Below are 22,722 nucleotides of genomic sequence, written 5' to 3'. Positions count from 1 at the left end.
GAGGTGTAGGTGCCGCCGGTGGCCTCGGCGATGCACATCAGCTGGCGGCGGGACTTGACGTCGGGGTCCATTGGAAACGGCAGACAAGCAGAACGCCAAAAACGCCCTAAAACAGAAAAAGCCCTGCCCCGGGCGTCCGGGGCAGGGCTTCACTGGGAACGGGTCGCTTTCATCGGAGGGGCTGGCGTACAGCTATGCCTTGGTCTTCAGCACGATCACGGTGGCGTCGTCCCGGTAGCCGGTCTTGTCCGGCTGCGCGGCGGCGACGATCGCGTCCGCCAGGGCGCGGGGGCTGTCGGCGTGTTCCCGGGTCAGGTCTTCCATGACCTGGTGGGGGATCTGTCCGTGGGCGCCGTCGCTCGTGAGGATCACGAGCGGGTCTTCGATGAAGCAGAGGGGGATGGTGTCGATGCTGCACCTTCCCAGCGTCGAGCGCGCCAGGTCGTCCAGCACGAGGGCTCCCTGTTCCGCTGGCACGGTCTCGTCGGGGCCGTTCTGGGGGTGGAGGGTGACGGCCGTGCCGCCCCAGGCCCGCAGCCATGTGCCCATGGTCTGCACGGTGGAGCGGCGTACCAGCGCCTCACCGGTCCAGCCGGAGATGAGGGCGTCGCCGGTCCAGGCGATGGCGGTGCGGCGGTTCGGGGCGGCGACGGCTGCGGCGGCGACTCCGTCTTCCGGGACCCTCATCCCGGGGGGAGTGGAGTTGAGGGCGGCGCCGTGGAGGATGCCGAGGAGGGGGTCGCGGCGGAGGGAGACGCGGGCGATGCAGTCGGCGGCGAGGCGGGAGAACGCGGCCTTCCTCGCGGTGTTGCCGATGCCGTCCACGATGACGGCGGCGACCATGTCGGTGCCGGGGGCCCGGTGGACGCGGGCGGCGTCGCAGTTGTATGTGCGGGTGCCCTTCCGGGTGGCGATAGCGGTGGCGATTCGGGCCTGGGCCATGAACGACTCCTCCTGCGTGGGTGTGGTGTGGGGGCTCCGGGGGCCGTCGCTGGCGCTGGACCGCGGCGGCCGCGGACGCCGGTGGTCGTCCGTCTCCTAGCCGTGCGTGAGGGCGTCGGTCAGGAGGGCGGTGACGTCGGCGAGGTACGGGTCGGTGTAGCTCTCGTGGTCGCTGACGTCGAACAGCGCGTCCTTCGCGGTGACCGTGAACCCGGGGATGGCGGTGGCCGCCCGGCCCGCGAGCGCGGTGTTGAGGTGGTCTGCGTCGCGGGAGGCGCGACCCAGGTCTGGAAGTACGGCCCGAGGCGCAGCAGCGTGTGGCCGGTGCCGTCGGGTCGGCGGGCTTCGACGTGGACGCCGTAGCGGGCGGGGGCCATGCCGACGTCGTCGGGGAGGGGGAGGTTCGCGGCGGCGTGGGTGAGCATCGCGTAGACCGGCTGTCAGGCGCCGAGGATCGCGGTCGTCTCGCAGCGCAGCCAGCCCCAGCCGTTGTAGCCGAGGTCGTGGCCGTGGCGGTGGGCCGCGGCGTTCGGGGCGTCGGGGTGGACCAGGGCGACGGCGAGCATCTCGGTGCCGTGGCCGTCGCCGGGGCGGGGGCGGGCGCGCTCGATGAACGGGCCGATGCGCACGGCGCCCTCCCGGCTGCTGCCGGGTGTCCACGGTTCCGGGGAGCGTACGGCGGCGAGCATCGCGCGGAACTCATCGACGACGGCCTGGTTCTCGGGGGCGAGGGCGCCGGGGGAGTGGCCGCAGCGGCGGAAGCGTCGAATCATCAGACGATCTCCTGCCCGGCCACGGTGGGCGCCTTGAGGACGCGCGGCAGGTGAACGTGCAGGTGCTCGATGACGACCTCGCGGCCGCGGGCCCGCAGTTCGCGGCCGAGGATTTCCGTCAGGCCGGATGCCCTGTGCCTGCCTCCTGCACAGCCGATCGCGATGCGGCTGGGGCCGGCCGGGAGGTCCGCGTAGTCCGCGAGGTTGGCGAGCAGCTCGCGGGCGCCGGGCGTCGCGAGGACGACGTCCTGGACGCGGGGGTTGAGGCCGTCGAGGTCGAGGATGTCGCGGGCGGCGGCGGGGTCGCGGAGCCGGTCGCGGACGTCTTCGATCCGGTCGGCGGCGGGCGGAACGGGGGAGCCGTCAGGGCCGGTGGGCAGGTGGAGGTAGCCGAACGAGGTGAGGCAGATCGGGCGCAAGGGGGCCTCCAGGTTGGTGGTGGGGAGCAGAGCGGAGGGGCGGCGCCCCGGGCCGGGAGGCTGGGGCGGCGCCCCGGGAGGGGCTCGTCAGGAGTTGGGGATCGTGGCCGCGCGGATGATGTCGGCGTGGTCGAAGGCCAGCTGCTCGGGCAGCTCGTCCAGGGGCCACCAGCGGGCGGTGCGGGCGTCGTCGCCGGCGGTGGCCTGCGTGCCGTCGGGGACGACGGCCATGTAGGCGAAGTTGACGTAGTGGCCGCGCGGGTCCCGGTCGAGCTGGTCCCAGACGCCAATCTGGTGCAGGGCGCCGGCGGACAGGTGGACGTCGGTCTCCTCGGCGAGCTCGCGGGCCGCGGCCACGTATGGCGCTTCCCCGGCGCCGACGTATCCGCCCGGAAGCGCCCAGGCGCCCTCGAAGGGCGGCCCGCCGCGCTCGATCAGCAGGACGTGGCGGCTCGGGGTCACGGCGACGACGTCGGCCGTGTACTGGATGGCAGGGTCGATCTTGCTCTCGCTCATGTTCGCCTCTCGGTCAGGGGTGAGCGGTGTCGGTGACGACGAGGAACTGGTCGCTGGCGAGGTCCATGACCACGCGGGCGTCGGTGCCCTGGGGGCGCTGCGCGGCGGCGTACTTGTTGGCAGGCCACGATCCGCGGGGGTGGCTGGCGGGGAACCGCTCCGGGGCGGCCATCAGGCGTCACCGCCGTTCACGCGCTCGTGGATGTCAATGAGGGTGGTGATGGCGTCGGGGTTGTCCGCCAGGCCGACCCACTGCCCGAGCGCGGTGAAGACGGGGACCTGGTCGTGGTCGGTGTCGAAGATAACGACGTAGTCGCCGTACCGGTCGAGGACCGTGTCCCGCAAGACCGGGATCGGTGAGGTGTCCAGGACCTCCAGGCCGTTGACGACGAGCAGAGCGCGCTCGCCGGGCGCCGGCGGGGGGACCAGGGTGCCGGTCGCGCGCAGCAGGTCGCCGGGCTGGATGCCGGTCAGCAGCTCGTGGACGATCCTCGGGTCGCCGCTGGTGCAGGTGACGACCGTGTCGTGGATGTCTTCTTCGACGGCGTCGAGGTCGGTGGGGACGATCAGGTCGAAGACGGCGGTGTCGCGCGGGCCCAGGGAGGGGATCGCGTCGACCCAGCCGTCGATGACGCAGTGCCGGGTGTCCATCAGCTGGCCTCCGCCAGGGTCTCGGTGGTGCGAGGGGAGCGGGGTCGGGGGCGGTGTTGGGCGAGTACGAGGAGTTCGCGGTTGTGCTGGCGCTGTGCGTCGGTGAGCGGGCGGGCCTTCGTGCCGTGGCGGTGCCAGAGCGGGGAGGCCGGCGGCTCGGGGTAGGCGAGGGTGTGGTCGACGTCGCGGTCGGTGCTGCTCATGGGGGCCTCCAGGTGGAGGAGAGGTCAGGCATGGTCGGTCGTCGCGCCGCCCCTGGGCGGGTCGGAGACGAACCGCATTTCGCCGGGGTGTGCCGCGTTCCAGAGCTCCGCGCAGACCTTGTGCACGGGCTCTTTGGTGTGGGACCTCAGCGGGGTGGTGGTGCCGCACAGCACGCACGGGGCGGGCTGGCCGAAGTGCTGTCCGTCGCGCCAGTTCAGGAGCTGAACCGGCGCCGCGGGCTGCTCCGGCTGTGCGGGCACCGCGCGCAGGTGGCGGCGCCGGGCGGTCACGGCCGCAGGTGCGGGAGCTGCTGGAGGACCTGGGCGACCAGGTCCTCGGTGGGCCGCCAGGGGCCGAGCTGCCCGCGCGCCGGGGCCGGCAGGGCGAGGTCCTGGACGTCGCCGAGCTCCAGGTGCCACGCCCTGGGCTGCGCCCACTCGGTGCAGGGCGGGGAGCCGTCCGGGTCCTGGTGGCAGCCGGTCAGCCGGGCGACGCCAATGACCGCGCCGGTCGGCAGCTCCCGGCCGCGGACCGTGTGGGCGATCAGCGGCACCCGCAGGGCGGGGCGGTCGATCTGCTGGCTCGTGTGCAGGAGCAGCCAGCCGCGCCACGACCACACCCGGGGCCTGTTCTCGATCGTCTTGGCCCCGGCGAGGATGCAGGCGGAGCGCGGCTGCTTGACGCTGATGCCGCGGATCCAGTCGCCCGCCGGCGGAAGGGTCGGGGTGCTCATGCCGCTCGCCCCCACGCGGCCGTGCCGGGCCTGCCCGCGCGGCGCCCGTTGACGGAGGGCACGGAGGCGTGCGCGGTGGTCGCCAGGACCGCACGGCCGGTGTGCTTGCCGTCGTAAAGGGCGGCGTCGGCGGCCCTCTGAAGGAGTGACAGGTCTCGGCTGCCGACGGCGGCCGGGGTGGCGGCGCCGACCGACGCGGCGACGTCGACGGTGCGGCCGTCGTCCAGGACGACCGGGGTGTGGAGCATCCGGACCAGCTGCTCCAGGCGGAGAGCGCGGCGGGCGGCGGGCAGCTGGAGGACGACGGCGAACTCGTCGCCTCCGAGCCTGCCGACGGACGCGCGCGGGCCGGCCCAGGCGGTGAGGCGGGCGCCGAACGCGGTGAGGACGGTGTCGCCCGCCGCGTGCCCAAGCCGGTCGTTGATCTCCTTGAACCGGTCGGCGTCGACCATGACCACGGCCACGTCGTCGTGGCGGGCCAGGAACCGGCGGGCGCGGTTGGTGTAGGCGTCGCGGCGCAGCAGGCCGGTGAGTGGGTCACGGCGGGTGGCGGCGATCTGCCGGTGCAGGGCGACGGCGTGGACGGCCCAGCCGGTCAACGGCAGGGCGGCGGTCGTCAGTAAGAGGGTGCGCTGGCCGAACCGGCTTCCAGCGCGCGGAAGGAGCGACATACTGGGTTCTCCGTCTCGTCTCGTACGGGATCGGTAGCCCGGGACAGGCGAACTGGTTTGGACGCCGAGGTGCGCCTGTCCCGGGGCGGAGCTACAGCACGAAGTCGTTGCGGGTGGAGCTGAACGGGTTGTGCCAGCGGCCGGCCTTGGCGGCCGTCCACTCCAGCTCCCAGCCGGGCCGGATCCCGGACGCTCCCCAGCCGTCCGGCTGCCTGCCGGGGCCCTCGAGGCCCGCCGTGCGCGCGGCGAGCGCGGCGTCGTAGACCTCGTGGGCGCGGCGCAGGGCCGTGGTGGGGGAGTCCGCGATGCCGGTGAAGACGTGCCGGCCTTTGAGGGCGGGGTTGGTGGTGTCGTGTATCGGGACGTCGACCTCGTAGAACTCGGTGTGCGGCATGACGCCCGTCTCCTCTCCGTGTAGTGGTTGAAGGGCCACCGCTACCGTCCCGGCCTCCGCAGCGGGGCGGGGCCGGGGCGGTACGGAGGGCCGTCAACGTCAGAGCACGGTGAGCTCTTCGAGCGGGACCTCGTAGACGTCGATCACGTCCTCGCCACCGGACCAGGTGTCAGGGGCGCAGCGGATGTAGACGATGCGGAGCGGGGAGCCATCACGGGCGGGGATGTCGTACTCGTGGACGAGGTGCTTCTTGCGGGCGGAGCGGACCGTCGGGGCCACGGAGCGGATGGGCGTCCGGGACGGGAACGGCAGGAAGCGGGCGCCGTTGACGGTGGTGTACTGCAGGGCCTCGCGCGGCCAGAGGCGGGCGGCGTCGCGCCGTGCTCTCGCAGGGCCTGGGTGTGAGCGGCGTAGTACGCCTGCGTGGCGTCGGAGACGGGCATGGGCAGGGCTCCTTGGGTGTGGGGGCGGTCTTAGAACTCCTAACGGAATGACTCTTTGGGGTCGGCTGCGCGGCGTGAGGTGCTGTCGGGCAGCATGGGGCGATGGACTTCGAACAGCCGCTGCCGCGCGAGGTGAAGGTCATCGATTCGGCGTCGTTGTTCAGGCTGGAGGAGCGGGCGGGTGACCTCGGCCTGAGTCAGCGGTTGGACCCGGTGTGGGTGCGGGCGAATGCGGCCCCCGACGGAACCCACTACCTGTGGCCAGCCCTGTGGCACACCCTGTCCCACCGCCCGGACGTTCCCGATCACGTGCGGTGGGAGCTACTGATCGCTCTGCGTACGGGAGACCGGGTGGTGAGCTTGCTGGACGTGCTTCCGGACGACTTCACCCCGCTGTCGCGGGTGATCTCGCGCGAAGAGGGGATGCAGGTCAGGCGGCTCTTTGACCATTCTCCTTCGGTCCGGGAATGGCTACTGCGGGAGGGCGAGGGCTCGGGTCGGCTGTGACAGGCGTCGCCAGCAGATGAGCGCGCATCCCAGGGTGAGGAAGGCTTCGTGGATGTCGTCGCGGATCTCCCAGCGGATCCGCAGGCGGCGGAACCAGTGAAGGTGGGCGAAGGTGCGCTCGACAACCCAGCGTTGGATTCCGAGTCCGGATCCGTGTTCCGTGCCGCGTCGCGCGATCAGTGGCTTCACGCCGAGCGCACGGACGAGGCGGCGGTACTTGTCGTGGTCGTAGCCGCGGTCACCGAGTACGACGTCGGGACGGCGCCGGGGTCGGCCGCGCTTTCCCCGCACAGGGGGCACGGCTTGGAGCAGTGGGATGAGCTGGGTGACGTCGTTGCGGTTGCCGCCGGTCAGGGTGACGGCAAGCGGGATGCCGGTGGCATCCGTGATCAGGTGGTGCTTGCTGCCCGTCCTGCCCCGGTCGACAGGGCTTCGTCCCGTCTTGAGTCCCCTTTTAACGCCCGGATGTGGGAGCCGTCGACCGCCGCCCGGGAGAAGTCCAGGGCGTCCGCGCTGCGGAGCTTGGCCAAGAGTGCTTCGTGGAGCCGGGGCCACACACCGGCCTGGGTCCATTCGGCCAGGCGCCGCCAGCACGTCATGCCCGACCCGAAGCCGAGCTCCTGCGGCAGGTGTTCCCAGGCAATCCCGGTATGCAGCACGAACAGGATGCCCTGAAACACCTGCCGGTCCGGATGCCGCTTCCGCCCTGGATACCGGACTCGACGCTCAACCTTCGGCAGCAGCGGCTCGATCACCGCCCACAGCTCGTCCTCAACATCTCACGGCTTCCGCCGAGCCACCCCGCACCCCCAGATCAACGCTCCCGGAGCGATCCAAACACCTCGAAGATCATTTTGTTAGGAGTTCTTAGCCGTGGGTGGCGTGCAGGGTGCTGGTGGGAGCCTGGAGTTCGGAGATGAGGTGCACTGCGGTGAAGCCCTCGTGCTGGAGCTGGTCGGCGGCGGGAAGCAGTTGGTGGTGCTCGCGTACTACGGCGGCCGGGACCACTCGGCGGCGGCCGGCGTTCCGGGCCAGCACCGTGGGCAGCGGGACGTCGAACAGGACGGCCACGATCGGCCGCTGCCAGTAGCGGGCACGGGCGAGCAGCCCGGCCCGGACGTGTGGGAAGACGTTGGTGGAGTCGACCAGGACGGTCAGGCCCCGGGAGAGGCGGGCGTCCAGGAGGAGGTTCTGGATCTCGGCGGCGACGGGGGTCGCGGACTGGTCGGCCTCGGAGTCGGTGGCCAGGCGCCGGTAGGCGTCCAGGCAGACGCGCCAGCTGTCCGGGTAGCGGGCGGCGAAGGTGGATTTGCCGGAGCCCGGCGGGCCGACGAGGGCGCACAAGGCGCCGTCGGGAAGGTGCAGGGGCAGGGGGGCGAGCATGGGCTAACTCCTTCTGATCGGGGCTGGCGGTCCATCCGGCGGGCGTGACTGCGGCCGGAAGCTGAGCGGGTGCGGTGAAGGGCTTCCGCGCCGCCCCCGGCCTTTAGAGGCCGGAAGCTGAGCGGAAGCCCGTCGCGGTCGAGACGGTGCGGGAAGGGAGGCCGTCAGCGGACGATCATGTGGTCGGGGTGGCCGTGAACCATGTGGTCCACGCACTCCGGGCAGTCCTCACGCGGACCGAGTCGGGCGTGGGCCTCGCGGCTGGCGTACGCGTGGTACCAGCACTGGGTGCACTCGCCGCGGGGCGGGTTCATCGCGATCGTGCTCGCCATCTCAGGTGTCTCCTTGCGGGTGAAGGGCGCGGGCCGCCCAGGGCGCATCCCGGCGTTGTAGGTGATCAGGGCGGCGGCCTCGTACAGGGAGCGGGAGGCGACGCCGTCGCGGTAGGACTCGTGCTGCTCCGCCCGACGGGCGGCGGTGGTGACGATCTGGGCGGGCGTGAGGAAGAGGCCGCCGGGGTGGTCGATGTCCTCCTGGAGCTCGCGCAGGATCGCGGCGAGCTCCGGGGCGTCGATGTCGTCGGCGGTCAGGTCGCCGGCGATCTACTACAGGGCGAGCTGGACGATGCCCAGCTCGGCGTGCCTCTGGTCAACGCGCGTGCGGGGGTGTGCTGTCATCGGCTGGTCGCCCCGATGGTGGCGACCAGAGCGGCGGCCGTCTCCCAGCCGTGGTGCCAGGCGCTGTCCAGGCAGTACGCGCCGTTGATGCCGTGCGAGGCGAGGTGCCAGAAGCTGCCGTTTCCGGTCTTCGTGGCGAGCGTCTCCAGGAGCCCGCCGGGCTTGCGGCGGTCCGCGGCATAGTGCGTGACGAACGACAGGGCGAGCCCGGCCGCTGCGGCGCCAGGGTGCAGCCGGATGCCCAGGACGCGGGCGCCGGCCCCGACCGCGAGGGCGTGGGTGGCGGTGTAGGTCAGGCAGTGCCAGGCGCATGCCTTGATGCCGTCCTTGGTGCCGTGGACGGTCTGCTCGGCGTCGGGGTCGTCGGTGGTGAGGACGACGGGCTTGTCGTCGGTGGCGCCCTTGACCCGGGCGCAGTAGTCGCTCTGGACCCAGTGGTCGCCGACGTTGGACCCGGCGCGGCCCAGGGCGAGGACGGCGGCGAAGAACGCGGGGCGGTGCGTCATGGTGGAGGTGGTCATGTCGGTCCCCTTCTGGCCGGGCTGTCCGGCTCCCCGTCACCACCCGGTCCGCGCGCGGCGGTACGGGTGGATCAGGCAACCGTCAGGTCTTGTCGGTGGTGCGCCCGTCGACCGGAGCTGTCAGCTGGTCGTCTGCTGGGTGGCGGCGGAGGCAGCGGCTTCGAAGTCGTCCTGCCACTTCTGGGCGTCGAATCCGGCGGCGGTCGCGGCGTCGTAGGCGAAGGCGCCGATCTCGCCGCTGTCGAGCTGCTCGGCGACGTCGGCGACGATCTCGGCGGCGAGCCGGGGGTCGGCGCGGTGCAGCGCTTCGAGGTAGCGGTAGGCGCTCCAGGCCATGACGCCCGCGGTCACGTGAGCGGCGAAGGCATTGCGGGAGGTGCCGTCGTCCTCGAAGAGGTCGTGGGTGGAGCGCATCGTCTGCCGCAGGAGCTCCTTGGCGGTCGCGGATGTGGTGTGGGGGGCGACGCCGGTACGCCGGGTCATGGGCACTGCGGCGAGTTCCTGGCCGGTGGGGGGCGTGGTCAGGGAGTCGGTCCAGAGCGTGCGGGCCTCGTCGAGGCTGTCGGCGAGGCCGGGGCCGAAGCCGTCGGGGCGGGCGCGCAGCGGCATCTGCGCGCCGATGAAGTCCAGGCCGATCAGGAGCGCGGCCCCGGGATTGGTCCAGACGCGGAGGTGTACGTCGGCGGCGGCGAAGCGGGCCAGGAGGCGGGTGTCGAGTGCGGGGAAGGCCCGCTCGGTGGTCTGGGCGGTCTCGCGGATCACGTCGAGGAACTTGTCGCGCCAGGCGATGTAGCTCTGGTTGGCGTCGACGGCGGCGGTCATCTCGCCGTGGGGGGGCAGTGAAGTGGATGCGGCCGTCGGAGAGGGTCACTGTGACCGGGTCGCTGCCCGGCTGGTCCTGCAGCCACCGGCGGAGCGCGGGCAGCGCGCGGGCCGGCAGAGTGCGGGCGAGCGGCGTTCCGTCCAGGCCGTTGTGGGCGTAGCGGGCGGCGGCCAGGGTGTACCGGTCGCTGGCGACGGCGTAGAGGTAGGTGCTGTCGGCTTCCAGGCGGATCCCGTGCAGGACCGGGAGGGTTGCGTCGCCGATGTGGTCGGCGACGCGCGTGATGAGGCGGTCGAGCTGGTGGGCATTCAGGGTCACGGGCATGTGGAGCTCCTTGGGATGGAGTTGGGGTTTGGGGTGGTGTCGTCGTTGTCGATGGCCGGCGGTGTCACGGGGCGCTCCGGCCGGCCCGCAGGGTGCGGGTTGGGCGGCCTCTCGGGTCACGCGGCGAGCCGGTGGTCCAGTGCCGGGGGAGCGGTGTAGGAGGTGGGGTCGGCGGGCTCCTGGCCGCCGGGGCGCAGGCTCATCTCGCGCAGCTGGCGGCGGGTCGCGAGCCGGGGGCCGGCCTGGCGCCACCGGAAGACCGGCAGCGAGCCGTCGCCGGGGTCGTGCGGGTCGACGTCGACCAGGTCCTCGTCCTGGCCGGCCATCACCTGGTCCAGGCGCCGGGCAGCCGGGAGGGGCGCTGCGGGTGACGGGGTCCGGGGCGCTGCGGGCGGGGCCGGCCGGTCCGGCGGCGCGGGCGGGGGATGAGCACGAGCGGTCTCCTCCAGTCGTCGGGCGGGCAGCGCTGCGCCCCGCCGACGGGTGCGGGTGTCGGCGGGGCGCGGCGGGTGATGCGGCTGGGCTATGCGGCGCGGCCGTGAGCCGTGCAGGTGGAGTGCTCAGCGGCGGCGGGCGTGCTGTGGCCGGGCCGGGGCGGGGCCGGCTGCTCGGGGGCACCTGTCAGGTGGGTGCCGATCAGGTAGCCGATGAGCAGCCCGCCGATGCCGAAGACCTTGTGGCGGTTGGCTTTCCACCAGGTCGGTGCCGGGGGCTCGGTGAGTACTCCTATGACGGTTGGCGCGTTCGCCAAGTCGGTGTCTCCTTCTCTCGCGGGTGGGGTGGTGCGTGTGGCCGGGCGGCCTGTCCGGTCCTCGCCCGACCCCGTGCGGGGTCGGGCGAGGACCAGGCGGGGCGTCAGGTCAGCGGGCGCGGGGTGTGCATCGTCAGTTCGGTTCGGCGGGCGGGGGTTCAGAGCTGGGGCGGGTTGGTGTTGTTCGGTTCGTCGCCGGGCAGGGCGGGGGCGGGCAGGGTGGTGTGCAGGTGCAGGGCGGGGCTGAACTGGGGCTGGAACTGCGGTGGGTGGTTGTGGACGATCGGCCGCAGGGTCAGGCCGCGCAGGGCGAAGATGCTGGCGAGGGCCCACATGAGGGCGGCCAGGCCGGTGGCGGCGGCGCGGCCTCCGGCCGGGGTGGTGGACCAGATCATGGCGAGGGAGCCTGAGCCGAACAGCAGCCAGGCGATGCGGGCGCCCGCGTTGCCGAAGAACCCGCCGACCAGGCCCACCAGGCCGGTCAGCTGCCAGAACGCGTACAGCGCGGCCGGGGCGACCGGCAGGTGCGCGGCCTGGTCGGCGAGGAACACCCGGATCGGGTGGTCGACCGTGCCCCACAGGCCGCTGCCGTCCCCGGCGCTTGCGGCCGGGACGTCGGACAGGCCCTTGAGCGTGGCGGAGGCGATGTCGCCGGCGGCGTCGAGCATCAGCACGATGAGGCTGAGCCCGCCGAACAGGAGGGCGGCCTTGATCCAGCTGGCGATCTCGTACCAGCTGACGTGGCGGGCCTGGCCGACCTCCTCCCACCGCTCGTAGAGGAAGCCGCCCTCCTGCCAGGACGCCTTCCACGCGGCGCGCAGCCACGCGAGCCGCCCGGGGCCGTTCGGTTCGGGGGCCGGCGGCACGGGCGACAGCTGGTTGAACAGTTCGAAGAAGTTCAGGTTGTGCTGGCCGTTGGTGGGCTTGTCGTCGGACTGCATGGCGGGCGACTCCCTCGTTCGGGTTCGTGGGGTGGGTGGTGGTGCGCAGGCCGGACGGCCTGGCCCGCGCCCGACCGCGAGGGGTTCGGGTGCGAGGCAGGTGGTCCGGAGCGGGGGTCAGAGGCCGCGGGCGTCGGCGAGGCTGACGGCCTGGTCGAGCATGCGCATCGGGACGCGGCCGGAGCCGTGGGCGTCGTTGAAGGACGGCACGGAGTCGACGTGCTCGCCGAAGCTGCGGCGGATCGCGTCCAGGAGCACGGAGGAGGCGTCGGCTTCCAGGCCGCTGTCGCCGCCGGCCTCGGCGCGGATGGCTCCGAGCACGCAGTGGGCGCCGTCTTCGTCGGTCAGGGCGCCGGAGCACCAGCCGCCGGTGAGCAGGCGGTGGTGGGCGCGCTGCAGAAGGGCCGCGACCGGGGTCGGGTAGGAGGAGGCTGGTGGCGGCTGGAGCGTCGGGATCAGCGGGAGGGTGACGACGTCGGCCAGGTCCACGGGCTCGGTGGGGATGTGCGCGGTGTTGACCGCGTGGGCGAGGGCCGCTTCGTTCAGGCGCGCGGTCATCTCCATGTTCACGAGGGTGAGGCGTTCCTCGAGGGTCAGTGCTGCCGGCGGCGCGTTGGCTGCCTGGCGGGTGGTCGGAGCGGGCGGGTGTATCGCGGGGGAGCGGGCGGCGTCGGGCATGGGGGCTCCAGGCGGGAACGCAAGGGCGCCGCCGGGGTCGTTCTGGCGGCGCCCTTCGGCGGTGTGCAGCGGTGGTTTGTGGCTGGCGGGTGGGTAGTCACCGCCCGGCGCCCCGGGCATCCTCGATCCGGCTGGTGCGCGGTGGAGGGAATCGGGTGGAGTTCGTCTTCGATTGCGGTTGGTGCGGCGCGGAGAACTTCTTCGTCGGCAAGCAGGTCGGCTGGTGGTCTGACAGGTGGGAGATTCCGTCGGAATGGGACTGCCACCTCTGTGACGGGCTCAACTCCACGCCCGACCCGCCGTGGACCGAGGCGTAGGTCAGAAGCTGGCGAGCAGTCCGGCGAGCAGCGCGGCGGCGGAGACGGACAGGGCCACGGCGGAGGTGCTCCTTCGCGAAGAACGGGGGGCCGGCAGCCGTTCGGACGGGCCGGCCCCGGGTGAGGGGTGGGTGGTTCAGGCGTCGGTGAGGTTCCTGATGGCCTCCAGTGCCTGGCGGGGCGAGGTGACTTTCGGTTCGGTGCGGCGGGTGCTCCTGGAGCCGCGCCCGCCTCCGCCCTTGGCGCCGCCTCCGCGGCGGCGGGGCTTGCCGTCGCCGTCGTCGTCCTCGTCGGGCTCGGGCCAGAACTCGCCGGGCCGCGGCTCGGGCTCGCTCCAGTCGAACCACAGGCCGAGCTCGGTCAGCTCGCTGATCTCGTAGTCGGTGAGGCGGTGGACCTCGCTGGGGAACAGGCCGGAGAGGTCGTGGTCGAAGTCCACGTACAGGGCCTTCATCAGGACGGCCCGCCCGTTGTCGAGGACGACGACAGCGACGCCGCCGGTGGAGACACCGTTCTCCGGTTCGGCCTCGCCGGCCATGGCCCGCTCGATCGCGCTGCCTTCCTTGGGGGCGTAGCGGGCGGGGATGGTCGGGACGTCGTAGGCGTTCTCCATGGTTCCCTCGGCCGCCTTGCGGGTGGCGCCGGGCGAGCCCATGTTGAAGATGACGGGGCGGGAGTTCTGCCGGAGGTTGTCCTTCATCTCCGTGGAGAAGCCGTTGTGCGCGAAGGGGCTCTGGCCGGCGGGGTTGAATCCGATGCCGTACTTGAGGCCCATGACGGTCAGGGCGTCGCCGTCGGCCTGGATGAACTCGCCGTACTCGGGGTCCTGGCTCGCGGTCATGAACTCGTCCGCGTAGACGTTGAGCTGCTTGTAGGGGCAGCGCGGGTCGCCGGGCTTGTAGTCGTGCGGTTTGCCGTCGTGTGCCCACGGCATCTCGGCGCGGATCTGGCACAGGGCCTTGGCCGCGCGCAGCTGGCGGGCCATGTAGAGCGGGGTGATGCCCTGGCGGTCGATGTACTCGCCGAGGGCGGTCGTCTTCTCGTCCTTGAAGCAGGACGAGAGCCACACGATCTGTCCGGCGTTGGACTCGGCGACCATGGTGACGGCGAAGAACTGGGTCTTGCCGCCGCGGGTGACGCCGAGGACCAGGCCGTGCTTGGCGGCGTTCTTGTCGTGCTGGAAGACGAAGTTGTGCACGGGCTGGCCGGTGATGCTGAACCCGCACACGTACATGCCGGTCTTCGTGTCCGGGGTGAGCAGCTCGCGGGTGGCCGGGAACGTCGGGGACAGTGGCGGGGTGTCGAAGACGCTGATCAGGAACTCGGCTCCTTCGACCAGTACGAAGACGCGGCTGTCGTCGTCGGGCAGGCCCAGGCCGCGGCAGATCTTGGGCAGGTCGAGGTTCGGGGTGTCGGTGGGGTCGGCCATCTTCGCCCGGTAGAACGTCACGCCGCGTTCGTTGTCGCGGGTGGTGTGGACGAGCTGGGAGCCGGGGGCGCCGCCCTTGGGGCTGGCGACCTTGTCGGTCCACTTCTCCAAGTTGGTCGGCTTGGTGCGGCGTCGCTGGTTGGCGTCGGGGGTGATGTGGGCCTCCATCCAGCCGGGGCCGCCTTGGCGGCCGGGCTGGATGGCGACCTCGGAGAGCACGACGTCGCTGGAGGGCACCGCGAAGGGTGCGGCGACCGCGGCCTCCGACAGGCCGGTGATGGGCCGTCCGGTCTCCGAGGCGCGTAGCAGGATCGTCAGGTCGTGCCGCTGCCCGGGGTGCCGGGTGGCCTTGACGACGTGGGTGCGGCCGGGCATCCCGGCGTTCTCCCACAGCAGCCGCACCTCGCGGGTGAGCAGGTCCGCGCCGTCGTCGGCCACCGCCGGGGCCACCGGCTCCTCGTAGACCTCGGCGGGCGCCGGCTGCGGGGCGGGGGCGGCGAGGGCGGGACGGTGGTGGCGGCGGGTGTGCCGGGAGTAGGGCAGTACCAGCAGGCCGGCGGCCGCCCATCCGGCGGCGAGGAGGCCGTCGAGCCCGTACGGGCCCCAGCCGGTGGTCGTCTTGGCGGCGACGTCGACGGCGGCGGCCAGGACCAGCGGCGTCCAGCGCAGGATCCTGCGTCCGGCGCCGGGCTCGTCGCTCTTGGCGGCGAGGACCCAGCCGCCGATCCCGGCGGCGCCGGCGAGCTGCACGACCTGGTGGAGGGGGCTGTCGGGGTAGAGGTTCGGGGCCACGGCCAGCACGGGCGCGGCGAGGGTGTAGGCGAGGCGTTCGAGCGTGACACTGCGCGGCGTGGCCACCGGCTTCTCCTTCAGGGGCGAACGGGCACGGGCGGCCCCGCTGGTGTGCGGGGCCGCCTGTGGCGGGTGGGGGAGTGGAGGGGTCAGCGGCTGAAGAAGCCCGGCTTGGGCGTCCTCTCGCGCCGGCCCGAGCGGATGTCGTCGAGCGCGCCGTAGAGCCGGGCGTGCGCGTGCCGGGTCCGGTGGGTGAGGTCGGCGGTCTCCTGCGCGGTGTCGCACAGCGTGCGGACCTCGCGGGCGGCGCCGTCCAGGGCGGTCTCCACGGCGTTGGTGAGCTGTACGAACTTCGCGTCGAGCTGGGCGTTGGCGATGTCCTGCGCCATGTCGCCGGCGGCGCCGGCGTTGGCCCGCATGCTGCGGCGCAGCCCCTCCAGCTCGAGGGTGGCGTCGTCCATCGCCGCGCCGAGCTGCTGCAGCTTGGCCTGGACGGCCTTGTACCGGTTGTCGCCGTCGGTCGGGGCGGGCACCGCACTGGTGCGGGGCGTGAGGTCGCTCATCGGCGGGATTCCTCCTGGTCGTTCTAGTCGTGGTGGGCTGCGGCCGACGCGTGCGTGAGGCCGGCGTCCTCCTTGGCGGCCATGTCCTGGCCGTACACGCGGGCGACTTCCCGGGCGGACAGCGCCGCGGCCTCTTTGGCGAAGCCGCACTGCTCGGCGCACCGCTCGGCCTGCGTCTTCATGCGGGCGGCGGAGTCGGCCAGGTCCGCGATCAGGTCGGTGACGGCGGTGGAGACGTTGTGGTCGCCGACCAGGTCGGCGGCCATCTCCCGCAGCGCGTCCGCGACCTGGGCCAGTGCCTCCATCAGGGCCTCGGCGCGTTCCTGGTCCGAGGCGGCCTTGATGGCGATGTTCGCCATCCCCATCAGGTACTCGTCGAACGTGATGTCGGTCCGGTGCTGGGCACTGAGGTTGCCCTGCCCGGACGGCCTGGTGACCTGCGAGCTGCTCACGCCGTCCCCTTCCGTGCTGGTCGGCCTGGTGGTGCCGGGCCGTTCGGTGTATTTCTCCGGTGCGGGCGGCAGACCCCGCACGCCCGTCGTGACGGCCGCGGGGGCGTCGGGGACGATGTCGGCGTCGACGATGTCGTCCTGGCCGCTCTTGGTGCCGGTGCGCGGCGGGCGGGCGGGCCGGTCGGGCCACTCCACCGTCGGCGTGGAGTCCTCCGCGCCGAACGGGCTGTCCGCCGGGCGGCCGGAGCGACGGGAGCGGCCCGTACGACCGCGGCCCGCGCGGGCGGTGCGGCGTTTCCGGCGTCCCCGCCGCCTGGTCCGGCCCGTCCCGGCGGTGCGCCGCCGCCGGAACCGGCGGCGCTTCTTCGCCCCGTCACCGGCCTTGGCGTCCTTGTCCGGCCCGTCGCCCGCCTCGCCGTCCTTCGCGGCGCCGGACGCCCCGTCAGGGCCGTCCTCGGCCGGCTTGGAGCCCTTCCCGTCGGTGCCCTTCTTGACCAGGCTGACCTTCTGCGTCCCGGCCGCCTTGCCGTCCTTCCCGTCCGGCGCGTCCTTCGCCTCGGCGTCGGCCTTCTCGTCGGCGCGGCGCTTGTCCCAGCGGCGCTGAGCCTCCTCGCCGAGGGCCTGGCCCAGCGTGGTGCGGCCCGCGCCGGCCGACGCCGCGGCTTCCCGCTTCGCCTTCCGCGCCTCCGCTCGCGCCGCCTTCCTGGCACGGCGGTCCTCCCACGCCTGCTGCCGCTGCGCGCGGGCCAGGTCGCGGTCCTTCGACCGGTCCGCGACATCGGCGGCGTGCCCGGCGCTGCGCCGTTCCTGCCGCCCTGCCTGCCGGAGTCCGGCGCGCTCCTGCCAGCCCCGCGAGCCCGAGCCGCCAGAGCCCGCCTGGGAGCCTTTCGGGCCCCCGGACGACCCGTCGCGCCCGGAAGCGGCTCCATGGCCGCCAGAACCCCGTTCAGGGCCCTTCACGCCACTCTTGTCGCCACCGCCGCCGGTCGCGCGGGATCCCGAACGCGGCGCAGGACTGTCGGAGTTGGAGCCGCGCGGCGGACCGGACCGGTTCGGCCCGCTGCCGGAGGAGTTGCCGCGGGAGGTCCCCGCGCCGCCACCGCCGCCGGCCTTGGAGCGGCCCTTGTCCGCCCCCATCCCGGAGCCGGACGACTTCGTGCGGTCGGCGTCGGCTTTTCCGCGCGCCGCCGCCTTGTCGCCTTTCGCTTTCATCATCGCGGCGTGGAGCTTTCCGTTCTGCTCCATCATCGCGACTTCTTGAGCCGTGCGGCCCTCGATCAGCGCCGCCTTCCGCGCGATTTCAGCCTCACGGAAAGGCGCCTCGCTTTCGTGATTGGAACGCGCCCTTTCCAGACGGAATTCCAACCAGTCACCAAGACGGTCGGCGAGCGAGCGCCGCTGCTCGTATTCGCCTTCCTCGTATTCGCCTTCGGATTCCTCGGATACCGGCGCGGCGATTCCCTCGGAACGCATCGCCAGTGCGGGGTCCGGGGCCGCCGGAACTGCGGGGAGTTCCATGGTGGTCTCCTCCGGGGTTTCCGGGGGAGCCTCCGGGACGTCTTCCGGCGGCGGAATGGTGTCGATGAAATCCGGGATCTGCGGCAGCTCGTAGGTGGAATCACCGCTCCACGGGCCGTGGACCAGGGTCCCGCCGCCGGTCTCGTCGGACACGGGGCACCTCCCCTCCTGGGGACTTGACAGACAGTGGGGTCTCGTGTGCACGCGCGTGCACGTGCACGTGTGCACGCTTTACGCGCGCGAGGCCCCGCCGGAGCCCGGCGGAGCCTTCGTGGGTGACGCTCAGTGACGCGGGCCGTGCTGCTTCAGGACGGTGTCCGCGTACTGCATGAGGTGGTCGAACAGCCGCGGGTCGCCCGCCTGCCGCTTCTCCAGCACCAGCTTGAAGAGACGGCAGACCAGCGTGAACGCGGTAAGGACTTCACCGCGACCGGCTTTGACTTCCCTGCTGATCTCAGTCCGGGTGACCCGGAGCCAGAATTCCATCCGGCCGGTCTCTCCGCGACTTTCGATCGCCTTGCGCTCTTCTTCCTGCAGCCAGCCGTTCCGCCCGCGAATGGAGCGTTCGATACTGCTGAGGGGGCGCGTCACGCCGACTCCCTCTTACCGAGGTCATAAATCGACGTGGGAACACTGTAGCCGGAATTCTGCGGCTGCGCACCCTGCTGCGGCGAGTGGGGCGCGGCCTGGAGGACCGGCGGGTTATTCTTCCGCTGCTTTTCCAGCTCCTTTTCCTTCCTTTCCTTGACCGTATTCACCACGGCCTCGTCGTGGGCACGGCGCTTGTAGGCGCTCTTTTCCAGGCCCTCGGTGAGGCTCTTCAGGTTCTTGAGGACGCTTCCGAGGGCCCTTTCGACGGGCAGCGCGCGCAGCCTGGCGTGGTACCAGCGGTCGCCCTCCACGTGGGTGTCGCGCAGGTACACCTGGGTCTCGATCGAGAGGGTCTCCAGGTTCTTGCCGATGTCCAGCAGGACCCGCTGGACATCGGCCAGGTACCGGGCGGTGGCCTCCGGGCTCTGCGCGACGTCGCGCAGCGGGGAGTAATTCGGGTCGTTGTTGCTGTTCACGGCGGGGATTCCCTCCTGGTGTACTGGTGGGGCTGTGACTGCTTCCGGCAGTCACAGCGAGGGCCAGCCCGATTAGCGCGGGCTGGCCCTCACTGGTGTGTGCCGGACGATGTTTCAGGGGCGGTAGCCGCCGGCGAGCAGCTCGGCCGCCTCCTGGCGGTACTCCGAGGCCGTGCCGGGCGACACTTCGAGCACGCGCTGGATGTCGGCCAGCGGCAGCTGGCCGGCGACGCCGGCCGCCTTCGTGAGGATCAGCCGGGCGACCTTGCGGACCGCCCGCTCGCGCGGGGAGAGCTTCGCGGCGTCCTCGATTTCGACCGCGCGCCGCTCGATTTCGGCGGCGGCCCTCCGCGTTTCGGCAGCGGCCTTCTCGGCTTCGGCGGCCTCCTGCTGAGAGCGCGCGGTATCGGCGAGGACGGCCTCCCGGCGGCGGTCCTCCTCGTCCTTCTTGCGGTCGGCTTCGGCAGCAGCCCGGCGTGCTTCGGCGGCGGCCTTCTCCGTTTCGGCCGCGACCCGATCCGCTTCGGCAGCGGCCCGGCGGGCTTCGGCGACGGTCTGGGTCTCGATGGCGCCGACCTCCGCCGCCGCGACCTTGTCCGCCTCCGCCGCCGCCTGGCGCTGCTCCGCGGCCTTCCGCTCGAGCCCGGCCTTCGCCAGATCGGCGGCCGCCTCGGCCTCACGAGCCTCGGCCTCCAGGCGGTCCGCCTCGGCCTCGCGGGCGCGGGCCTCGGCGACCACGGCGTTGTCGAGGGCCTGGAGCTCCAGCTCAGCGGCCCGCTCTGCGGCGCTGACCTGGGCACGGGCGTGGGCGCGGGCCTGGCCGGTCTGGCCCTCGATCTCCGCCTGGACCAGGTCGACCTTGCCCTTGGCGCGCAGCTTCTCGGCGGCGGACTCCGCCTTGGCGACCTCGCTGCGGGTCTCCGCGTCGAGGCGGCGGCGCTCCGCGTCCTCCGCGCGCTCGGCGGCGGCCTGCTCCTGCTCGTCGGGCATGGCCAGGGCCTGGGCGACGGTGTAGCCGTAGGGGGCCATCTGCATCGGCAGCAGCTCGTCGTCGCTGGCCTGGGAGATGTCGCCCTTGTATTTGCGCTTGAGCCACTGCTCGTAGGCGAGGAGCTCCTGGTCGCGGCGGGTCATCTCCGGATAGGAGGTGACGCCCCACAGCCGCATCCGGCGGAAGATCCTGGCGGTCGCCCGCGGGGCGAGCGTCCAGCGGATCCACGGGATCGAGTCCCGCTCGGCCCGCTCCGGGCGCACCATGCGGTCGATGGCGTCGCGGCCGAGCTCCACCACGGCGATGAACAGGACCGGGACCAGGCCGTGCGCACCGGCCGCGACGTAGTCCATCAGCTCCCAGCCCCGGCCCTTGGGGGCGCCGGAGGCGGCGTTGAGGACGACCGTCGCGGCCGTCAGCAGCCACACGGGGTAGCGGATCCAGCTGATGGGGCGCTTGAGCCAGGCCATCAGGAGGTCCACCGCGATCATGATCATGATGCCGACGTCGACGCCGACGGCGAAGAGCTGGCCCTTGCCGATCGAGCCGAAGCGGAGCCGCTCGTAGGCGAAGATCGCGACGTGCTCGAAGGACAGGTAGAGGCCGATGCCCGCGAGGACGAGCGCGGCGAGCACGATGGCGCCGGTCGCCCACTTCTGGGTGCCGGTCAGCTTCCCAGGGGAAGGCTCCGTTCCGGTTCCGCTTTCCGTCCCCGAAACGAACTCCGCCGTCTCCGAAACGACGTCGGCCGTCCGCGAAACCGGCATCGGCGTTCCCGAAACGGCGGCCGGTGAGACCGTGTCGGGGAGAGGTTCAGCCGCGGTTCGCGGCCAGTCGGTGATCGTCATCAGGGCCTCCGAAGGGGGTCGTTCAGGTGGGCGCGAAACGGCGAGGGCCGCTCCCGAAACGCGGCGAGGCGCTCCCGAAACGGCCCGTGGTGCAGGTGGTAGCTCGCGAACCGGACACCGGCTCTACCCGCTCCGCGCGCACGAAAAGGCCGGCAGCCCGCAGGGCGGGCAACCGTGCTCCCGAAACGGCGCGGGGCGGGCTCGAAACTCGGTGCGGCTCCCGCCGGGCGGGCGCGAAATCAGCTCGCGCGGAGCTGCGCGCCGTGGCGGCGGAGGTCGTCGGTGGTGATGCCGTAGATCCGGCACTTGTCGATCAGCGGCGTGAGCGCGGTGCCGGCGGTGCGCGCCTGGGGCGATCCCTCGCCGAACAGCCGCTGGGTGTTCAGCAGGTCGTTGATCGCGGCCGCGGTGCGGGCGGTGTGCCGCTCGATGCGGCCCTCGCCCACCCACTCCTCCGAGATGACGTGGAGGGTGGTGAGCCAGCTGCCGTCGTAGTCCTCGGGGTCGACCGGCGGGATGTCGGTGCCGAAGATCGCGAAGGCGCACGCCTGGGCGGTGGCTTCGGTGCCGGGCTGGAGCGGGGTCATCGTCGTGGCCATGAGGCCTCCCTCGACTGTTCGGTCCGGGCTGTCCGGCTCCCCGTCACCGCCCGTCCCGGCCGCCGTGGTCGGCGGTCGGGACGGGCGGATCAGGCAGCCTGCAGACCGGATCAGGAGGCGTTGCGGGCGGCAGACTTGCGGGCGGCGACGCGGCGCATGGCCCGGCGGTCGCGCTCGTCGGTGCCGCCCCAGACGCCGAACTCCTCGCCGCGCTGGAGGGCGCCCTCGAGGCAGGCGTTCTGGAACGGGCAGCCACGGCAGATCGCCTTGGCCTCGGCGGCCTGGAAGAGAGCGCGCGCGCCGTCGCCGACCGGGAAGAACAGGTCGGGGTCCTCACCCTTGCATGCCTGGGTGGGCTGCTCGGGCGCGGCCGTGGAGAGCGAATTGCTGGCCAGCTTCCGTACGATGGATCCGCGATTCATCAGGGCCTCCCAGAAGGTCCAGAGCAGAAGACAGCCCCGGGGCGGCCACCCCGGGGCTGTCGCGTGTTGTGGCGGCCGGACGGCCAGAGCGGGCGGGAGCTCCCGGCGCTCTCCGCCGGCCCCGGCCGAGAACGGCACGGGGACGACGGGCAGGGCCAGGGATCAACGCTGCTTCTGACGTGCGTGGTAGGCGTCCTGGAGACGGACGAACCGCTCGTGGATCGGTGCCCCGACCTCGCACGGCTCCTCGGCCTGGCAGGCCGCACAGCCACCGAGGTGGCTGCTGGAATCCTCGAACGACTTCATGTAGCGGACGTACAGGTCGTCGTTCAGGCGGGCGGTCACCGGTTGTCCCCAACGACCGCCGCACCGAACGGGCACAGCGGCGCGCACGCTCCGGCCATCTCCGTCCGGTGCAGGGCGAGAACGCGCGGACGGACATAGCCGTCGGCGACGAGGCGCTGCACGCGACCACGGACGGAGTACGACGGGCCGTCCTGGTCGTCCTCCTCCTCGATCCTCTTGATGACGTCGTCGAGCCCGGCGTGCAGGGCGCCGACGGCGCCGGTGCAGCGGCAGGACTCGAACGTCCCACCGCAGGACGGGCAACTGCTGGCGGATACGGGACGGAGCTGTGTCATGCTGACCTGCATCAGGGTCCTCCAGTCAGGTCCTGGACAGCCCTCGGGGGCGCAATCCCCGGGGGCTGTCGTCTGGATAGAGCCGGTGTCCACCGCGCTCTCCACCGCCCACCGGCCAACACCCGGAATCCGGGCGGGACGGTGAGCGACTGGGCAGTGCGGGGCTGCGGGGGAACAGGGTCAGGCCGCGCGCGGCACCGGCGCCGCAGCCGCCGGCCTCTTGATGCGCAGCTGCACGGCGTACGGGAGGAGCACGTCGACCAGGCGCTCGCGGACCCGGGCCGTGATCGACGGGTCGCCCGCGAGGATGTCCTCGGCAGCGTGGACGCGGGCGACGAGCTCGCGGCCGACCTCGCCCACCGGGCGGGTCGCCAGGGCCGCCAGCTCGCTGGCGGTGGGGTGCTGGTGGTAGAGCTCAAGCGGCGTGCCGAACGCGATGTCGAGGTCGGCGTCGATGTCCATGGTGAGCGGGACGTCGAGCTCGTCCAGGAGCGCGAGCGTCTCGGCGTCGAACACCTCACCGGGGCCGGGCCGGTGGGACGTCAGGGTCAGGGTGGCGGGCATCGGGACCTCCGGGGTGCGGTGAGCGGGCGGGGACGGGAGCAGATGGCCCCGGCCTCGGCCCCCGCGCGGTGCGCCTTCACGAAGCGGTAGCCCTTGGCGCGGAGCTCCGGGACGATCCGGCGGATCGCCCGCTCGGTGACCGGGGCGGCGCTGCGGGTGCAGTGCATG

The 22,722-nt window shown here is 72.6% G+C and carries 34 protein-coding genes and 1 pseudogene; 2 read left to right on the top strand and 33 right to left on the bottom strand.

All coding sequences use genetic code 11. The annotated features are described in order from the left end of the window. Positions 1-192: 192 nt before the first annotated feature. The 12 genes from AB0C99_RS36875 to AB0C99_RS36820 all read right to left on the bottom strand — a co-directional run bounded on the left by AB0C99_RS36875 (position 193) and on the right by AB0C99_RS36820 (position 5,582). On the bottom strand, positions 193-942 hold the full coding sequence (locus AB0C99_RS36875) for a hypothetical protein (RefSeq protein ID WP_362484434.1): 750 nt from the start codon (positions 940-942) through the stop codon (positions 193-195). A gap of 440 nt (positions 943-1,382) precedes the next feature. Further along, positions 1,383-1,715, bottom strand: coding sequence for a hypothetical protein (locus AB0C99_RS36870; RefSeq protein ID WP_362484433.1), 333 nt, complete (start codon positions 1,713-1,715; stop codon positions 1,383-1,385). Beyond that, a complete protein-coding gene (locus AB0C99_RS36865; RefSeq protein ID WP_362484431.1) occupies positions 1,715-2,134 on the bottom strand; it encodes an RNase adapter RapZ in 420 nt (139 codons plus the stop codon). Before AB0C99_RS36865 ends, AB0C99_RS36870 begins: the two co-directional genes overlap by 1 nt. Before the next feature lie 87 nt (positions 2,135-2,221). Beyond that, on the bottom strand, positions 2,222-2,650 hold the full coding sequence (locus AB0C99_RS36860; RefSeq protein WP_362484429.1) for an NUDIX hydrolase: 429 nt from the start codon (positions 2,648-2,650) through the stop codon (positions 2,222-2,224). A gap of 13 nt (positions 2,651-2,663) precedes the next feature. Then, positions 2,664-2,822 carry a hypothetical protein gene (locus AB0C99_RS36855; RefSeq protein ID WP_362484427.1) on the bottom strand — a complete coding sequence of 53 codons (159 nt, stop codon included), beginning with the start codon at positions 2,820-2,822 and terminating at the stop codon, positions 2,664-2,666. After that, positions 2,822-3,301: a hypothetical protein gene (locus tag AB0C99_RS36850; RefSeq protein ID WP_362484425.1), complete on the bottom strand. Its 480-nt coding sequence runs from the start codon at positions 3,299-3,301 to the stop codon at positions 2,822-2,824. The genes AB0C99_RS36855 and AB0C99_RS36850 overlap by 1 nt, the downstream gene beginning before the upstream one ends. Then, the gene (locus tag AB0C99_RS36845) at positions 3,301-3,504 is read right to left on the bottom strand and encodes a hypothetical protein (RefSeq protein ID WP_362484424.1); all 204 of its coding nucleotides are present in this window, start codon (positions 3,502-3,504) and stop codon (positions 3,301-3,303) included. Before AB0C99_RS36845 ends, AB0C99_RS36850 begins: the two co-directional genes overlap by 1 nt. Before the next feature lie 24 nt (positions 3,505-3,528). Next, the gene (locus AB0C99_RS36840) at positions 3,529-3,795 is read right to left on the bottom strand and encodes a hypothetical protein (RefSeq protein WP_362484422.1); all 267 of its coding nucleotides are present in this window, start codon (positions 3,793-3,795) and stop codon (positions 3,529-3,531) included. Then, positions 3,792-4,238 carry a hypothetical protein gene (locus AB0C99_RS36835; RefSeq protein ID WP_362484421.1) on the bottom strand — a complete coding sequence of 149 codons (447 nt, stop codon included), beginning with the start codon at positions 4,236-4,238 and terminating at the stop codon, positions 3,792-3,794. The genes AB0C99_RS36840 and AB0C99_RS36835 overlap by 4 nt, the downstream gene beginning before the upstream one ends. Then, entirely contained in the window at positions 4,235-4,909 is a 675-nt protein-coding gene (locus AB0C99_RS36830; RefSeq protein ID WP_362484420.1) for a GGDEF domain-containing protein, read from the bottom strand. The genes AB0C99_RS36835 and AB0C99_RS36830 overlap by 4 nt, the downstream gene beginning before the upstream one ends. Before the next feature lie 91 nt (positions 4,910-5,000). Beyond that, positions 5,001-5,303 carry a hypothetical protein gene (locus AB0C99_RS36825; protein ID WP_362484419.1) on the bottom strand — a complete coding sequence of 101 codons (303 nt, stop codon included), beginning with the start codon at positions 5,301-5,303 and terminating at the stop codon, positions 5,001-5,003. 99 nt (positions 5,304-5,402) lie between these two features. Beyond that, complete coding sequence (locus AB0C99_RS36820; RefSeq protein ID WP_362484417.1) at positions 5,403-5,582, bottom strand: hypothetical protein; 180 nt, start codon at positions 5,580-5,582, stop codon at positions 5,403-5,405. A 266-nt stretch (positions 5,583-5,848) separates the two neighbouring features. On the opposite strand from AB0C99_RS36820, the gene AB0C99_RS36815 reads away from it, so the two are divergent. Continuing rightward, positions 5,849-6,253 (top strand): hypothetical protein, encoded by a 405-nt coding sequence (locus tag AB0C99_RS36815; protein WP_362484415.1) that lies wholly within the window; start codon positions 5,849-5,851, stop codon positions 6,251-6,253. Here AB0C99_RS36815 and AB0C99_RS36810 read toward each other — a convergent pair. The 9 genes from AB0C99_RS36810 to AB0C99_RS36770 all read right to left on the bottom strand — a co-directional run bounded on the left by AB0C99_RS36810 (position 6,218) and on the right by AB0C99_RS36770 (position 12,351). Further along, positions 6,218-7,017, bottom strand: a protein-coding gene (locus AB0C99_RS36810; protein ID WP_362484436.1) for an IS5 family transposase whose coding sequence is annotated in 2 segments (ribosomal slippage) — positions 6,218-6,708 and positions 6,708-7,017 — 801 coding nt in all. Because the reading frame shifts where the segments join, the coding sequence is not laid out codon by codon here. The genes AB0C99_RS36815 and AB0C99_RS36810 overlap by 36 nt on opposite strands. A gap of 103 nt (positions 7,018-7,120) precedes the next feature. Next, entirely contained in the window at positions 7,121-7,636 is a 516-nt protein-coding gene (locus tag AB0C99_RS36805; RefSeq protein WP_362484414.1) for an AAA family ATPase, read from the bottom strand. Positions 7,637-7,800: 164 nt separating this feature from the next. Continuing rightward, the gene (locus AB0C99_RS36800) at positions 7,801-7,968 is read right to left on the bottom strand and encodes a pRL2-8 (protein ID WP_362484412.1); all 168 of its coding nucleotides are present in this window, start codon (positions 7,966-7,968) and stop codon (positions 7,801-7,803) included. Positions 7,969-8,309: 341 nt separating this feature from the next. Continuing rightward, positions 8,310-8,834: a hypothetical protein gene (locus AB0C99_RS36795; RefSeq protein WP_362484410.1), complete on the bottom strand. Its 525-nt coding sequence runs from the start codon at positions 8,832-8,834 to the stop codon at positions 8,310-8,312. Between the two features lie 120 nt (positions 8,835-8,954). Beyond that, complete coding sequence (locus AB0C99_RS36790; protein WP_362484408.1) at positions 8,955-9,656, bottom strand: hypothetical protein; 702 nt, start codon at positions 9,654-9,656, stop codon at positions 8,955-8,957. A gap of 441 nt (positions 9,657-10,097) precedes the next feature. Then, on the bottom strand, positions 10,098-10,307 hold the full coding sequence (locus AB0C99_RS36785) for a hypothetical protein (protein ID WP_362484438.1): 210 nt from the start codon (positions 10,305-10,307) through the stop codon (positions 10,098-10,100). Positions 10,308-10,504: 197 nt separating this feature from the next. Further along, the gene (locus AB0C99_RS36780; protein ID WP_362484406.1) at positions 10,505-10,732 is read right to left on the bottom strand and encodes a hypothetical protein; all 228 of its coding nucleotides are present in this window, start codon (positions 10,730-10,732) and stop codon (positions 10,505-10,507) included. A 158-nt stretch (positions 10,733-10,890) separates the two neighbouring features. Further along, a complete protein-coding gene (locus AB0C99_RS36775) occupies positions 10,891-11,673 on the bottom strand; it encodes a hypothetical protein (protein WP_362484404.1) in 783 nt (260 codons plus the stop codon). 117 nt (positions 11,674-11,790) lie between these two features. Further along, on the bottom strand, positions 11,791-12,351 hold the full coding sequence (locus AB0C99_RS36770) for a hypothetical protein (protein ID WP_362484403.1): 561 nt from the start codon (positions 12,349-12,351) through the stop codon (positions 11,791-11,793). Between the two features lie 155 nt (positions 12,352-12,506). Here AB0C99_RS36770 and AB0C99_RS36765 point away from each other — a divergent pair, with 155 nt between their 5' ends. Then, positions 12,507-12,668 carry a hypothetical protein gene (locus tag AB0C99_RS36765; RefSeq protein WP_362484402.1) on the top strand — a complete coding sequence of 54 codons (162 nt, stop codon included), beginning with the start codon at positions 12,507-12,509 and terminating at the stop codon, positions 12,666-12,668. Positions 12,669-12,804: 136 nt separating this feature from the next. Here the strand turns inward: AB0C99_RS36765 and AB0C99_RS36760 are convergent, their stop codons facing one another. The 12 genes and pseudogenes from AB0C99_RS36760 to AB0C99_RS36705 form a co-directional block, all read right to left on the bottom strand. Continuing rightward, positions 12,805-14,955 carry a chromosome segregation protein ParM gene (locus AB0C99_RS36760; protein WP_362484400.1) on the bottom strand — a complete coding sequence of 717 codons (2,151 nt, stop codon included), beginning with the start codon at positions 14,953-14,955 and terminating at the stop codon, positions 12,805-12,807. Between the two features lie 83 nt (positions 14,956-15,038). Beyond that, a complete protein-coding gene (locus AB0C99_RS36755; protein ID WP_362484398.1) occupies positions 15,039-15,452 on the bottom strand; it encodes a conjugal transfer protein TraB in 414 nt (137 codons plus the stop codon). Between the two features lie 23 nt (positions 15,453-15,475). After that, the gene (locus AB0C99_RS36750; protein WP_362484396.1) at positions 15,476-17,575 is read right to left on the bottom strand and encodes an ATP/GTP-binding protein; all 2,100 of its coding nucleotides are present in this window, start codon (positions 17,573-17,575) and stop codon (positions 15,476-15,478) included. A gap of 129 nt (positions 17,576-17,704) precedes the next feature. After that, a complete protein-coding gene (locus AB0C99_RS36745; RefSeq protein WP_362484395.1) occupies positions 17,705-18,013 on the bottom strand; it encodes a hypothetical protein in 309 nt (102 codons plus the stop codon). After that, positions 18,010-18,489, bottom strand: coding sequence for a hypothetical protein (locus tag AB0C99_RS36740; RefSeq protein ID WP_362484393.1), 480 nt, complete (start codon positions 18,487-18,489; stop codon positions 18,010-18,012). The genes AB0C99_RS36745 and AB0C99_RS36740 overlap by 4 nt, the downstream gene beginning before the upstream one ends. A gap of 114 nt (positions 18,490-18,603) precedes the next feature. Beyond that, complete coding sequence (locus AB0C99_RS36735; RefSeq protein ID WP_362484391.1) at positions 18,604-20,247, bottom strand: DUF2637 domain-containing protein; 1,644 nt, start codon at positions 20,245-20,247, stop codon at positions 18,604-18,606. Positions 20,248-20,567: 320 nt separating this feature from the next. Next, positions 20,568-20,927: a hypothetical protein gene (locus AB0C99_RS36730; protein WP_362484389.1), complete on the bottom strand. Its 360-nt coding sequence runs from the start codon at positions 20,925-20,927 to the stop codon at positions 20,568-20,570. 110 nt (positions 20,928-21,037) lie between these two features. Beyond that, on the bottom strand, positions 21,038-21,349 hold the full coding sequence (locus tag AB0C99_RS36725) for a WhiB family transcriptional regulator (protein WP_362484387.1): 312 nt from the start codon (positions 21,347-21,349) through the stop codon (positions 21,038-21,040). Between the two features lie 162 nt (positions 21,350-21,511). Further along, entirely contained in the window at positions 21,512-21,694 is a 183-nt protein-coding gene (locus AB0C99_RS36720; RefSeq protein WP_362484385.1) for a hypothetical protein, read from the bottom strand. After that, a complete protein-coding gene (locus tag AB0C99_RS36715; RefSeq protein WP_362484383.1) occupies positions 21,691-21,990 on the bottom strand; it encodes a hypothetical protein in 300 nt (99 codons plus the stop codon). Before AB0C99_RS36715 ends, AB0C99_RS36720 begins: the two co-directional genes overlap by 4 nt. A gap of 180 nt (positions 21,991-22,170) precedes the next feature. Next, a complete protein-coding gene (locus AB0C99_RS36710; RefSeq protein ID WP_362484381.1) occupies positions 22,171-22,554 on the bottom strand; it encodes a hypothetical protein in 384 nt (127 codons plus the stop codon). Beyond that, positions 22,539-22,722 (bottom strand): annotated as a pseudogene (locus tag AB0C99_RS36705) (hypothetical protein); the annotation flags it as partial. The gene AB0C99_RS36710 and the pseudogene AB0C99_RS36705, both read right to left, overlap by 16 nt.

This window comes from Streptomyces sp. NPDC048659 (assembly GCF_040650575.1).
Classification (GTDB): Bacteria; Actinomycetota; Actinomycetes; order Streptomycetales; family Streptomycetaceae; genus Streptomyces.
The sequence above is the reverse complement of the archived record's forward strand: the minus strand, read 5'-3'. Positions and strand labels throughout refer to the sequence as shown.